Raw genomic sequence first — 12179 nt, forward strand, 5'->3', positions numbered from 1 at the left:
GAAAATGCGCCCGATGAATCTTCCGCAACCGATCAATGGTCTCTCGGTAGACGTAGAGGACTGGTTTCAGGTCGGCGCTTTCGAGAACGTCATTTCCCGCGACAGCTGGGGCGGGCTGACCGACCGTGTGGAACGCAACTGCGACCTGATCCTGCAGATGTTCGCCGATGCCGGCGTGAAGGGCACTTTCTTCACGCTGGGCTGGGTGGCGCAGCGCCACGGCAGTCTGATGCGCAGGATCGCCGGGGAAGGGCACGAGGTCGCCAGCCACGGCTGGGGACATGAGCGGGTCTTTCGCATGGACGCGGCGGGCTTCGCGCGCGATCTCGACATGAGCCGCAAGGCCATCGAGGATGCTTCGGGCGTGGCGGTGACCGGCTACCGCGCACCGAGCTTCTCGATCGACGCGCGCACGCCCTGGGCATTCGACGTGCTGGCGGAGCATGGCTATGCCTACTCTTCGAGCGTCGCCCCTGTCGCCCACGACCATTACGGCTGGCGCGAAGCGCCGCGCTTCGCATTCCATCCGCTGCCCGGAAGCGGCCTGCTTGAAATTCCCGTTACCACCGCCGTCTTCGCGGGCCGCCGGCTCGCGGCCGGGGGCGGGGGCTTTTTCCGGGTTCTGCCGTACGGCTTCTCGCGCTGGGCGATCCGGCAGGTGAACCGGCGGGAGGGACGCCCCGCCGTGTTCTATTTCCATCCGTGGGAAATCGATCCCGACCAGCCGCGCGTCGCCGGGGCGACGCTGCGCTCGCGGCTGCGGCATTACACCAAGCTCGACGCCATGGCGGGCAAGCTGCGCCAGCTGATCGACGAGTTCGCCTGGGGGCGCATGGACGAAGTTGCCGCGCGTGAAGCGGCCTGCGCGGTGGCGCTGGCGGCATGAACGCACCCTTCGCCTTGTCCCGCGGCGGGGTGCGTCTGGTCGATCTCGCCGATCCCAACGAGGTTGCCCGGCTCGAGGGCTTCGTCGCCGGGCATCCGCAGGGCACGCCCTTTCACCGCCCTGCTTGGTTCGTTGCTGTCGCGGGCGCGACCGGTAACCGTCCGCTGGCCCTGGTGCAGGAATTACGCGGAGAAATCGTCGGCTATCTCCCGCTCGACGCGATCCGCTCGCCGATCTTCGGCAACATGCTTGCCTCTACGGGTTTTGCCGTGGGCGGTGGCCTGCTGGTGAGGGACGGTGCCGATCCGCAAGCGGTCTTCACTGCCGCCGAGGAACTTGCGCAAAGGCTTGCCTGCCCTGCGATCGAACTGCGCGGCGGCGAATTGCCTGAGGAAAGCGGGGGCTGGTCGCTCAAGACCGAATCGCATTGCAACTTTGCCCGCCGGCTCGCGGCAGACGACGAGGCTCAACTTCTTGCCGTTCCGCGCAAGCAGCGCGCCGAAGTGCGCAAGTCGCTGGCCAATGACCTGACCGTCGAGGTCGGTCGCTCGCAGCGCGACCGCGCCGCCCACTACGCGGTCTTTGCCGAGAGCTACCGCAATCTCGGCACGCCGGTCTTCCCGCGCATGCTTCTGGACAGCGTCGTCGATGCATTCGGCACAGACGCGGACATCCTTACCGTGCGCCACGATAACCGGCCGGTTGCCAGCGTCATCACGCTTTATCACAAGGGCGCGGCCATGCCGTACTGGGGCGGCGGCACGTGGGATGCGCGCCGCCTTCGCGCCAATGACCGTATGTATTACGAGTTGATGCTTCATGCCCGCCGGCGCGGTTGCACCGCGTTCGACTTCGGCCGCTCCAAGACGGGCAGCGGGGCCTATCATTTCAAGCGCAACTGGGGTTTCGAGCCCGAGCCGCTGACATACGCGAACTGGACCGCGCCGGGCGCGGCTGTGCGGGAGGCCGATCCGTCAAGTTCCAGGCTGTCGCTGCAGATCGCGATCTGGCGTAAGCTGCCGCTGGGCCTCGCCAATCGCGTCGGTCCCCTGATCGCAAGGGGGATCGGCTGATGGGCGACATTCTGTTCCTGTCCCACCGGATTCCTTTCCCGCCCGATCGGGGGGACAAGATTCGCTCGCACAATGTCGTCAAGGCGCTGGCCGCCATCGCGCCGGTCCATGTGGGGACCTTTGCCGACGACGCGCAAGACTTTGACTGCGAGGACGAACTGGCGGGCCTCGCCGCGAGCCATATACTCGTTCGTCGCAGCAAGTGCCTGTCGCAGGCCGCGGTTGAGGCTCTGGCTATCGGCAAGCCGGTGAGCCTCACGGGATTCGACGACCGCAGGCTGCGCTCATGGGTGGCCGAGACGCTTCGCCGTCACCCCATAGACGTGATCTATGTCTTCTCCGGGCAGATGGCGCAGTACGTTCCGGCCGGCTTCAAGGGCCGGGTCGTGGCCGATCTGGTCGACGTCGATTCCGCCAAGTTTGGGGCCTATGCCGCGAAAAGCCACGGATTTCGCAGTTGGATGGAACGGCGCGAGAGCCGTCTGCTCCGCGCGGAAGAGGCGCGCATTGTCGCGCGGGCCGATGTTACACTGCTGATCAGTTCGGCCGAAGCGGCTCTTTTGCGCTCGAATCTTCCCAAGGGCATCGCGCGAATCGGCACCATTCATGCGATGGGCAACGGTCTCGACAGTGCGTTCTACGATCCCGCCAGCGTCATCCCGGAATCCCGCATGAAAGTGCTGGGCGGTCCGCGCATCATTTTTACCGGCCAGATGGACTATGCCCCCAATGTCGAGGCCGCGCTCCGGGCGGTGACCCGGATCATGCCGGCCGTCCGCTCGGCTTGCCGCTACGCGTCGTTCCACGTGGTCGGCCGCAATCCGACGCCCGAGCTGCGCGAGCGCGATTGCGTCGATGGGACCAACGTGTGGGGCCGCGTCGACGATATCCGGCCCTGGCTTGCTGCTGCCGATATCGCGCTGGTGCCGCTCGACATCGCACGCGGCGTGCAGAACAAGGTGCTCGAGGCGATGGCGATGGGCTTGCCCGTGGTGCTCAGCCCGGGCGCGGCGACCGGAATCGACGCGCAGGATGGCCGCGATTTCCTGATCGCTGAAAGCGACGCTGCCCTGGCCGGGGCGATATTCTCGCTGGCCCAGAACCCGGCGCGAGCGCGGGCGATGGGCCAGGCGGCGCGGCGGTGGATCGTGGAGAACGCTAGCTGGAAAACCGCGCTTGGGCGTCTTCCCGAATATGTCCGCCGCGATGAGCGATGCCTGAGCGGCGTGGCCTGACATGCGCTCGATATCGGTATCCTCGGCATTGGACAGACAGGGCATTCCGCCTGCATGGCGCATGCCTGTCCTGCGCCTGGCCTTCGTCTGGCTCGTCCTGTTCCTCGCGTTCGCGGCCGATTGGAGCGCAATGGCGCTGCAATGGTGGGACATTTCCACCTACAACCATGTCCTCCTGCTGCCGCCGATCCTTGCCTGGCTTGTGTGGCAGCGCTGGGGGGAGTTGCAGAAGCTCGAACCGCAAGTCTGGTGGCCGGGCCTGGTGCTCTGCTCCGGGGCAGGTTTTCTCTGGTTGTTGGGGGCGATGTCCGGCCTCGATCTCGCGCGGCAGGCCGGCGCCGTGGCCATGCTTGGAGCATCCGTGCCGCTTCTGCTCGGACCGCGCGTGGCGTTCGGCCTCTTGTTCCCTCTCGCCTACCTTGCGTTTCTCGTTCCTCTGGGAGAGGAACTCGTCGAGGTGCTGCAGACGATCACGGCCGACATCACTGTTGTTCTGACGCATGCCAGCGGCATTCCGGCGGTCATTGACGGCGTCTTCATCGATACGCCGGCAGGACTGTTCGAAGTCGCCGAAGCCTGCTCCGGCGTGAAATTCCTGATCGCGATGGTCGCGTTCGGCGTGCTCGCCGCCAACGTGTGTTTCGTAAGCTGGCTGCGACGGATCGCGATGGTTGCCGCCTGTATCGTCGTGCCGGTTCTGGCGAACGGGGTCCGCGCCTGGGGCACAATCTATGCCGCGCAGGTCTTCGGTGTCGAAGCGGCCACGGGCTTCGACCATATCGTCTATGGCTGGTTCTTCTTCGCGATCGTCCTGGGCCTCGTCATGGCCGGAGCGTGGCGGTTTTTCGACCGGCCGCCGAACGATCCGATGATCGATGCCGGGGCCATCGCCCGCAAGCCGTGGCTGACGCGTCTAGCGGGGATGCGCATCGCGCCGATTGTCGGAATCCTGGGCCTCGCCGTGCTCATTGTCGCCATGAAAGGCTGGGCGATCGAGGCGGACCGGCTTTCCGCGCCGTTGCCGAAGCAGATCCATTTGCCGCATGTGCCGGGTTGGACGCGCGCGGACTACAACCCCCAAATCGGCTGGGAACCCGCAGCGTCGGGCGCGGAGCACCGCCTGCTTGGCCGCTATGTCGATGGGCAGGGACGCAAGGTGGACGTCTTCATCGCGCTTTACGACCGCCAGGGCGAGGGCCGCGAGGCAGGCGGCTTCGGGCAGGGCGCGCTCATGCCGGACAGCGCCTGGGCGTGGCAGGGGCCGGGCCGGCCGTTGGGTAACGGCAAGAGTGAACGCCTGCTCGGCGCCGGCCGGGTCGAGCGGCTGACCGTGACGTGGTATCGCAACGGTGACCTGCTCACCGGCAGCAATGCGCGGCTGAAGCTGGCCGTGATCGGTAGCCATCTGACATTCCGCGCCCGGCCGACGACCATGCTGATCCTTTCCGCCGTGGACAGACCCGATCAGCCCGCCGGCGATGCGGTGGCGCATTTCCTTTCGTCCACCGGTCCGCCTGGCTCGTGGATAGACCGCATCGTGCAAGTGCGGTAGGCTCGCTTTCGCATGTGCGGCATCGCCGGAATCTATCATCTCGAAACGCCCAAGCCCGTGGACCCTGCAAGGGTCGATGCGATGTGCGATGCCTTGGCGCATCGCGGGCCGGACGGGCAGGGAGTGTGGACCGCTCCGGGAGTCGGGCTGGGCCACCGGCGTCTTTCCATCATCGACCTTGAAGGCTCGCCCCAGCCGATGGCTTCGCTCGACGGGCGGGCGATGCTTGTCTTCAACGGAGAGATCTACAACTTCCGCGAGTTGCGGCAGGAACTGCGCGAGGCCGGCGCCCGGTTCCGCACCGAGGGCGACAGCGAGGTGATCCTCGCCGCATGGCAGCGCTGGGGCCCGGACTGCGTGACGCGGCTGCATGGCATGTTCGCCTTCGCGATCTACGATCTCGGCGCCCGGACACTGTTCCTCGCGCGCGACCGGCTCGGGGTGAAGCCCCTGTTCATGGCGCAGCTCAGCGACGGCAGCCTTGCCTTCGGATCGGAACTCAAGGCGCTGCTCGCGCATCCGCTGCTGCGGCGCGAGATCGATCCGCTGGCGATCGAGGACTATCTGGCCTGGGGTTACGTCCCGGACAATCGGTCGATACTCAAGGGTGTCACGAAGCTGCCCGCAGGCCATTCGCTGCTCCTTCGCCACGGCGCGCCCATGCCGAAGGCGCGGCAGTGGTGGGACGTTTCCTTCGCCGAGCGCCGCAAGGGGCGGGTGGAGGATCTGGAGGCGGAACTGCTGCACCTCATGCGTCAGGCGGTGTCCTCGCGCATGGTCGCCGACGTTCCGCTTGGTGCCTTCCTCTCGGGCGGGGTCGACAGTTCCAGTGTTGTCGCGCTGATGGCCGAGGCCAGCTCGCGGCCCGTGAAGACCTGTTCGATCGGCTTCGACGTCGCCGCCCTCGATGAGACCGCCTATGCCGGCCAGGTGGCGCAGCGCTACGCCACCGATCACCGGGCGCGGCGGGTATCGCCCGACGATTTCGACATGATCGACACCCTGGCGGGGATGTTCGACGAGCCATTCGCGGACGCATCCGCCCTGCCGACATGGCGCGTGTGCCAGCTCGCCCGTGAGACGGTGACAGTGGCGCTTTCCGGTGACGGCGCGGACGAGGCCATGGCCGGCTATCGCCGTCATGTGTTCCAGCATGGAGAGGACCGCGTTCGCGCGCTCCTTCCGCAAGGGCTGCGCGCGCCGGTATTCGGCTGGCTGGGGGCGATCTATCCCAAGGCGGACTGGGCGCCGCGCCCCCTGCGCGCCAAGACGACGCTGCTGTCGCTGGCGGGCGATTCCGCGGAAGGCTATGCACGCGCGATCGGGGTCACCCCACCGGAACTGCGAGAAAACCTCTATTCCGGGGATTTCCGCCGCCTGCGCGGCGACTACCGCGCGGAAGCGCCGATGCTTGAGCTGATGCGCACGGCGCCGGCGCGCTCCGGGCTCGATCGGGCGCAGTATGCGGATCTCAAGGCCTGGCTGCCCGGAGATATCCTCACCAAGGTCGATCGCACCAGCATGGCTGTCGGGCTGGAGGCGCGCGAACCGTTGCTCGACCACCGGCTGATCGAATTCGCCGCCACGCTGCCGGAAGCGATGCGGGTACGCGGCGGGCAGGGCAAGTGGCTGATGAAGCGCACGATGCGCCGCTTCCTGCCGGACGACATCCTCTATCGTCCGAAGCAGGGCTTCGTCACGCCGATCGCGCAGTGGTTCCGCGGCCCACTGGCCGGTCCGGCACGCGACATCTGCACAAGCGCGCTCCTGGCCCGGACGGGATGGTTCGACAACCGCAGCCTGACGGGGCTGGTGGATGCGCACCTCGCGGGTACCTCGGACAATTCTCGATTGCTCTGGCAACTGTTTATGCTGGAGCGATCGTTTACCAAGATGGGTATTGCCTGAGGCCCCGCCGGAAGAGGCGGATCCGGCGATCCCGCAAGCGTCACAAACACGAACATTAACTACACCCAATCTTAGGACATTTACTCTAGGTCCAAGATTCTAAGCGTCATCATGGGACGTTCATGAAGGTTTTGAGCAGCATTTTGCGGGTTAAGACGGGCGGTTCGCCCAGGGACGACGCGTATCTGCCGTCGGCCTCCCGCGAATGCCGGCAAGCGAGGTCGACGTGACCGGTCTCAGGGAGCGCTTGCGCAAGATCTGGAAGAACGCCCGGTTCCGCATCGTCTTCTGGGCGACGCTCACCGGCCTGCTGTGCGGCATTTCGGGTATCGGCTTTGCCGTTGAGGATGTTCTTGCAAGCGTACGTGACTATTTCCGACGGCACCCGTCGGGTGGCGAAGTGGCGCTCGTCCTGCAGGATAGCCGGACGCTGGATAGGCTAGGCAAGATCGACGTTTCTCGCGGCAACGACGCGGATGTATTGGAGGCCTTGTTCCAAGCGGGTGCAAAGCGTGTGTTCTTCGATAGGGCGCTCCGGGAAGATGACGACGGCGACGGCAACCGTCGCCTCATAGCTGCCCTCAAGAAATACCAGGGGCGCGTATATCTTGGCGCCTTGCCCAGCAGTGACGGCAAGAATACGGGCAATTTTGCGAGCAACCTGCCCAGCCCGGCATTTCGAGAGCATGCCAGAATTGTATCTCTAATGGCTCTCAAGCATCCGCTGGAGCTCAACCTAAGCTTTCCGTTCTCTTCGGAAAGCCCGGTCGGGCGGCTTCGGACGATTCCGGCTACGATTGCAGATGTGGACGAGGCGCCTGACCAACTCTTCCAGCCGGACTTCTCCATCGACTACCGGACGATCCCATCAGTCAGCTATATCGATGTAATGAAGGGTTCCTTCCAGACGGAGAACGTCCGTGGCAAGGACGTAATCGTTGCCCCCGGTTCGGTAGCCTACAATGACATTCATTTCATGCCTGGCGGGCAGGGATATGCTGCGGGCGGCTATTTTCACGCGATCGCAGCTGAAACGCTTCTGCACGGTTTGCCGATCCGTCTTGGCTGGTTTCCGCCTTTCTTGCTGGTATTCGCGATCGTTGTTTCTGGCGTCGGCCGAGGACGCGTTCTCGACGTATACCGTTTCACAGGCCTTGCGGCGGTCCTGATCGCTGCTCCATTCGTTCTCGATTACGTGCGTATTCATGTGGAGATATTCCCCGCACTTGCGGTCGCTACCGTAGCGGTTTTCCGGATGCGGAACCTCGATAGGGTTGAAGTGGCTGAGGAGACCAACGCCGTGTCGGGTCTCCCAAGTGCCCATGCGCTTCGTAATCTCGATGCGATGTCGACGAAGATCCTCGTTGCGCTCAAAATCCGCAATTACGGTGCGATCATCGGAAGCTTCGCGGAGCACGTCGAGGCGCAGATGGCGCATGAGATCGTGCGACGTATTCGCATCAGCGACCATGACGTTACTGTGTATCACGAAGGGGGCATGTTCCTCTGGCTCTCGAACATCCGCAGCACATTCGATCTGTTTGAAAACCTCGAAGGCCTGCATCGCATCGTGCAGAACGGCATTCAGGTGGGCGGTCTCGACATCGACCTGTCGTTCAATTGCGGGATCGATTCCGAGTTCGACCGTTCGGTCTCGAGCCGCGTCGCCAGCGCCATGCAATCCGCAGAGGAAGCCGTTCGCAACGACGAACTCTTCTACCAGCACGATAGCCGCAAGCACGAAGCCCAGTGGGAAATCTCACTGCTGACCCAGCTTGATCGCGCGATCGACAATGGCGAAGTCTGGGTCGCCTACCAGCCCAAGCTGGACGTCAAGACCAATGCGATCACCGGGGCCGAGGCGCTTGTGCGCTGGACGCACCCGGAACGCGGCCCCATCAGTCCTGACAAGTTCATTCGTATCGCGGAGGAATTCCACCGGATTGAACGTATCACCCGCTTCGTGATCAACGACGCGGTGCGCGTGGCTGTCGATCTCGCAAGCCAAGGGCACGACATTTCCATCTCGGTCAATATCTCTGCCCAGTTGCTGCGCAATCCGGGCTTGCCAGGAATGATTTCAGAGATCCTGGCGTTGCACGGGCTTTCGTCGGAAAGACTGATACTGGAAATCACCGAGACGGATCGACTCGACCGCAGTTCCCGGACTTTCCAAATGCTCCAGAGGCTGATCCAGTCCGGGTTGCGGCTGTCCATAGACGACTTCGGAACCGGCAACGCCACCATCGACTACCTTCGCTATCTTCCCGCTACGGAGGTCAAGATCGACAAGGTATTTATACAGGCGATGGAGGCGAACAGGCAGGACCACCTTCTCGTGCAGTCCATCATCGAAATGGCGCATTCGCTGGACCGTACGGTCGTTGCCGAAGGTGTAGAGACAGGGACCGCGCTCGAGATTCTGAAGGGCATGGGCTGCGACATGATACAGGGGTACTATGTCTGCCGGCCTGTCCCGTTTCCGGACCTGGTGGAACGCATGGCAGGGGAACACGAGCGACTAAGTGGTTAAAAAAATCTTGAAATACCTTTAACTTATTGTTAACCATGTGATCAGCCGCAATATGGCGGTGGTTCACATGGGGAAATACAATGAGAGATTGGTGGCTTTGGACTGGTCTCGGCCGTTAATAACCGATAAGGTTGGCAGTCATTTCGGAGTAAAAATTTCCGACTGATTGTTTTTCGGCGAATGCATACTGAGAAACTCAAGTTTCCTGATAGGTTTTCGCCGAAGGCTAGACGCAGTTTCTTAAAAGAAGCGCTCCGACCTGATGGGTTGGAGCGCTTTCTTATTGGCAGCGCGGTATTTCTCTGTGTTCATTTCTTGAATGCAGGCGGCAGTTCGAGAATTTCTCTCGATCGAATCGCCGATTCCTGATTCGGGAATCTATGCTGTTTTCCCACGAGTTCGCGATTCGTTAACGAATTCAGCTCTCGCCGTGACCGAGCGCGAGATAATCGGCGCTCTGCATCTCGTTCAGGCGGCTGATGGTCCGCTCGAATTCGAAGCGCCCGGTTCCGGCCTGATACAGCTCTTCCGGCGCGGCATCGGCGGCGACGATGAGCTTGACCTTGTTCTCGTAGAGCGCGTCGATCAGGGTCACGAATCGCGCTGCCTCGTTGCGCCGATCCGGCCCCATTCGGGGCACGCCGACCAGGATGACCGTGTGATAGGCGCGAGCGATCGCGAGATAGTCCGACGCGCCGCGGGCTTCGGCGCACAGGCGCTTGAAGCTGAAGACTCCCACGCCCTTGAGGCTTTTGGGAACGAACATCATGCGGCCGCCGCCGACCTCGATTTCGGTCGAGGGAACGTGCTCGGCATCCTCGGGCGGATAGTCGGTCAGCCGGTAGAAGGCCTCGCGCGCCTGCGCGGTTGCTTCCTCGCCAAGGGGCTGGTGCCAGGTCGCCATGCCGCCGAGGCGCTGCAGGCGATAATCCGTCGGCCCGTTCAGCGTGAGGACGTCCAGCTCCCGTACGACAAGGTCGATGAAGGGCAGGAAGTGCTCGCGGTTGAGGCCGTCCTTGTAGAGCTCGCGTGGAGCGCGGTTTGACGTGGTGACGATCGTCACGCCTTCGTTCACGATCAAATGCGTGAACAGGCGGCTCATGATCATGGCGTCGGCCGAGTTGTTGACCACCATCTCGTCAAACGCGAGGCACTGCACGTTGCGGGCGATGGCTGCGGCAACCGGAGGAATCGGGTCGCCTGCCTCCTTCTTGCGCTCGTCGCGGAGCAGTGCATGCACATCGAGCATGAAGGCGTGGAAGTGGACGCGGCGTTTTTCGGCTATGTCGAGTGTATCGTGGAACAGGTCCATCAGCATCGACTTGCCGCGCCCGACGCCGCCCCACATGTAGACCCCGCGCGGCGCGGCAGGCTTTCTGCCCATGAGCTTGCCCAGCAGGCCGGTCGAGGAGCGGGCCTTGTACATTTCGCGCTGGAGCCGGTCGAGCCGCTCGGCCGCCGCGGCCTGCTCGGGATCGGAGCGAAGTTCACCGGTCGCGACCAGCGCCTCGTATCGGCTCAGCATCCCGGTCATCGCGAGGCGGGTTTCCGCAGCGTGCCCATATAGGTCGCGACAAGGGTGTCGCCTTGCTCGACCGTGCCGCGGATGAAGACGAGGCGGCGCGTTTCCTTCATTACTTCACTGACGGCGTCGAGCGGCTCGCCGAGGCGGCCGGCGCCGACGAATTGTGTCGAGAGGTCAAGCGTGACCGAACCTGCAACGTCCTCGCCAATCACACCGTAAACGGTTGCGAACATGGCGATGTCTATCAGGCTGAGTGTTACGCCGCCATGGATGTTGCCATGGAGATTGCCATGCATCGTCCGCGTATCCGCGAGGCGCAGGCGGGCCGACCGGTCTCCCTCGCGCCGCACGAGCATCTTGCCCATCACGACGGGATTGAAACGGTCCTGCTCGACCAGATCCCACGTATGCCAGCCCGGGTTCCGCGGGTCAGGCTCGTGGATGAAGGCGCTGGTAGCTTCCACCTCGGCTCAGACCGCGAGGTTCAGACCTGGCGCTCCGCCTGCATTTTCTTGATCTCGGCGATGGCGCGCGCAGGCGACAGGCCCTTGGGGCAGACGTTGGCGCAGTTCATGATGGTGTGGCAGCGATAGAGGCGGAACGGGTCTTCCAGCTCGTCGAGGCGCTCGCCGGTCATTTCGTCACGGCTGTCCGCGAGCCAGCGGTAAGCCTGGAGCAGGATTGCCGGACCCAGGAACTTGTCGGAGTTCCACCAGTAGCTCGGGCACGAGGTTGAGCAGCAGGCGCACAGGATGCATTCGTAAAGGCCATCGAGCTTTTCGCGCTGTTCAGGCGACTGAAGGCGTTCCTTGCCCGAGGGCGTGGTCGAAACCGTTTGCAGCCAGGGGCGGATCGAGGCGTACTGCGCATAGAAGTGCGTGAAATCGGGAACGAGGTCCTTGATCACTTCCATGTGCGGCAGCGGGGTAATGCGGATGTCGCCCTTGAGATCCTCGATCGCGGTGGTGCAGGCGAGGCCGTTGGTGCCGTTCATGTTCATCGCGCAGGAACCGCAAATGCCCTCGCGGCAGGAGCGGCGGAAGGTCAGCGTGGGATCAGCCTCGCTCTTCATCTTGATGAGCGCGTCGAGCACCATCGGGCCGCAGTTGTCTAGGTCGATCTCGAAAGTGTCGTAGCGCGGGTTCTCGCCCGAATCCGGGTCGTAGCGGTAGACGGTGAACTTCTTGACGCGTGCAGCACCCTCGGCCTTGTGGACTTTGCCCTGCTTCCTGATCTTGCTGTTCGCCGGGAGGGTGAAGGTGGCCATGAAAAGAATCCCCGTGGTCTTGCACTGCGGCAATTACCGCTTCTGCGACCCCTCTAGCGATTCGGTGGCGTGGGGCAAGGGGGGAGTGGTGACCGTCCAGGGCAATCGGGTGAATTAGCGCGTGACATTTGGTGAGAGTGCTGAATCTGTGAGTCCCCAATTGTTTGATGGGGAGATTTCGGAGATGGCGACGCGGGTCA

At 63.4% G+C, this 12179-nt stretch carries 9 protein-coding genes; 6 read left to right on the forward strand and 3 right to left on the reverse strand.

Going from position 1 to position 12179, the window contains the following annotated elements; all coding sequences use genetic code 11:
* Window positions 1-13: 13 nt before the first annotated feature.
* The 6 genes from IEX32_RS15925 (at window position 14) to IEX32_RS15950 (ending at window position 9187) form a co-directional block, all read left to right on the forward strand.
* Window positions 14-886 carry an XrtA system polysaccharide deacetylase gene (locus tag IEX32_RS15925; protein WP_188772537.1) on the forward strand — a complete coding sequence of 291 codons (873 nt, stop codon included), beginning with the start codon at window positions 14-16 and terminating at the stop codon, window positions 884-886.
* The gene (locus tag IEX32_RS15930) at window positions 883-1959 is read left to right on the forward strand and encodes a FemAB family XrtA/PEP-CTERM system-associated protein (protein ID WP_188772538.1); all 1077 of its coding nucleotides are present in this window, start codon (window positions 883-885) and stop codon (window positions 1957-1959) included. The genes IEX32_RS15925 and IEX32_RS15930 overlap by 4 nt, the downstream gene beginning before the upstream one ends.
* Window positions 1959-3194, forward strand: a complete 1236-nt coding sequence (locus IEX32_RS15935) for a TIGR03087 family PEP-CTERM/XrtA system glycosyltransferase (protein WP_188772539.1) — start codon at window positions 1959-1961, stop codon at window positions 3192-3194. Before IEX32_RS15930 ends, IEX32_RS15935 begins: the two co-directional genes overlap by 1 nt.
* A gap of 61 nt (window positions 3195-3255) precedes the next feature.
* The gene (xrtA, locus tag IEX32_RS15940) at window positions 3256-4746 is read left to right on the forward strand and encodes an exosortase A (RefSeq protein ID WP_229736415.1); all 1491 of its coding nucleotides are present in this window, start codon (window positions 3256-3258) and stop codon (window positions 4744-4746) included.
* Window positions 4747-4758: 12 nt separating this feature from the next.
* Window positions 4759-6654: an XrtA/PEP-CTERM system amidotransferase gene (locus IEX32_RS15945; protein ID WP_188772541.1), complete on the forward strand. Its 1896-nt coding sequence runs from the start codon at window positions 4759-4761 to the stop codon at window positions 6652-6654.
* A 226-nt stretch (window positions 6655-6880) separates the two neighbouring features.
* Window positions 6881-9187: an EAL domain-containing protein gene (locus IEX32_RS15950; protein ID WP_188772542.1), complete on the forward strand. Its 2307-nt coding sequence runs from the start codon at window positions 6881-6883 to the stop codon at window positions 9185-9187.
* Between the two features lie 418 nt (window positions 9188-9605).
* Here IEX32_RS15950 and zapE read toward each other — a convergent pair whose 3' ends face one another.
* Genes zapE through IEX32_RS15965 form a run of 3 tightly spaced genes read right to left on the reverse strand, consistent with a single transcriptional unit; the run spans window position 9606 to window position 11979 of the window.
* Entirely contained in the window at window positions 9606-10721 is a 1116-nt protein-coding gene (gene zapE / locus IEX32_RS15955; protein ID WP_188772543.1) for a cell division protein ZapE, read from the reverse strand.
* Complete coding sequence (locus tag IEX32_RS15960) at window positions 10718-11176, reverse strand: PaaI family thioesterase (RefSeq protein WP_188772544.1); 459 nt, start codon at window positions 11174-11176, stop codon at window positions 10718-10720. Before IEX32_RS15960 ends, zapE begins: the two co-directional genes overlap by 4 nt.
* Window positions 11177-11196: 20 nt before the next feature.
* A complete protein-coding gene (locus IEX32_RS15965; protein WP_188772545.1) occupies window positions 11197-11979 on the reverse strand; it encodes a succinate dehydrogenase iron-sulfur subunit in 783 nt (260 codons plus the stop codon).
* Window positions 11980-12179: the final 200 nt, after the last annotated feature.

The organism is Novosphingobium endophyticum (assembly GCF_014640675.1).
Taxonomy (GTDB): domain Bacteria; phylum Pseudomonadota; class Alphaproteobacteria; order Sphingomonadales; family Sphingomonadaceae; genus Novosphingobium; species Novosphingobium endophyticum.

Bases quoted from the DNA above. Each gene is read 5' to 3' on its own strand.
- IEX32_RS15965 (WP_188772545.1), bottom strand. From the start codon at position 11,979: ATGGCCACCTTCACCCTCCCGGCGAACAGCAAGATCAGGAAGCAGGGC.
- zapE (WP_188772543.1), bottom strand. From the start codon at position 10,721: ATGACCGGGATGCTGAGCCGATACGAGGCGCTGGTCGCGACCGGTGAA.
- IEX32_RS15925 (WP_188772537.1), top strand. From the start codon at position 14: ATGAATCTTCCGCAACCGATCAATGGTCTCTCGGTAGACGTAGAGGAC.
- IEX32_RS15945 (WP_188772541.1), top strand. From the start codon at position 4,759: ATGTGCGGCATCGCCGGAATCTATCATCTCGAAACGCCCAAGCCCGTG.
- xrtA (WP_229736415.1), top strand. From the start codon at position 3,256: ATGCCTGTCCTGCGCCTGGCCTTCGTCTGGCTCGTCCTGTTCCTCGCG.
- IEX32_RS15935 (WP_188772539.1), top strand. From the start codon at position 1,959: ATGGGCGACATTCTGTTCCTGTCCCACCGGATTCCTTTCCCGCCCGAT.
- IEX32_RS15930 (WP_188772538.1), top strand. From the start codon at position 883: ATGAACGCACCCTTCGCCTTGTCCCGCGGCGGGGTGCGTCTGGTCGAT.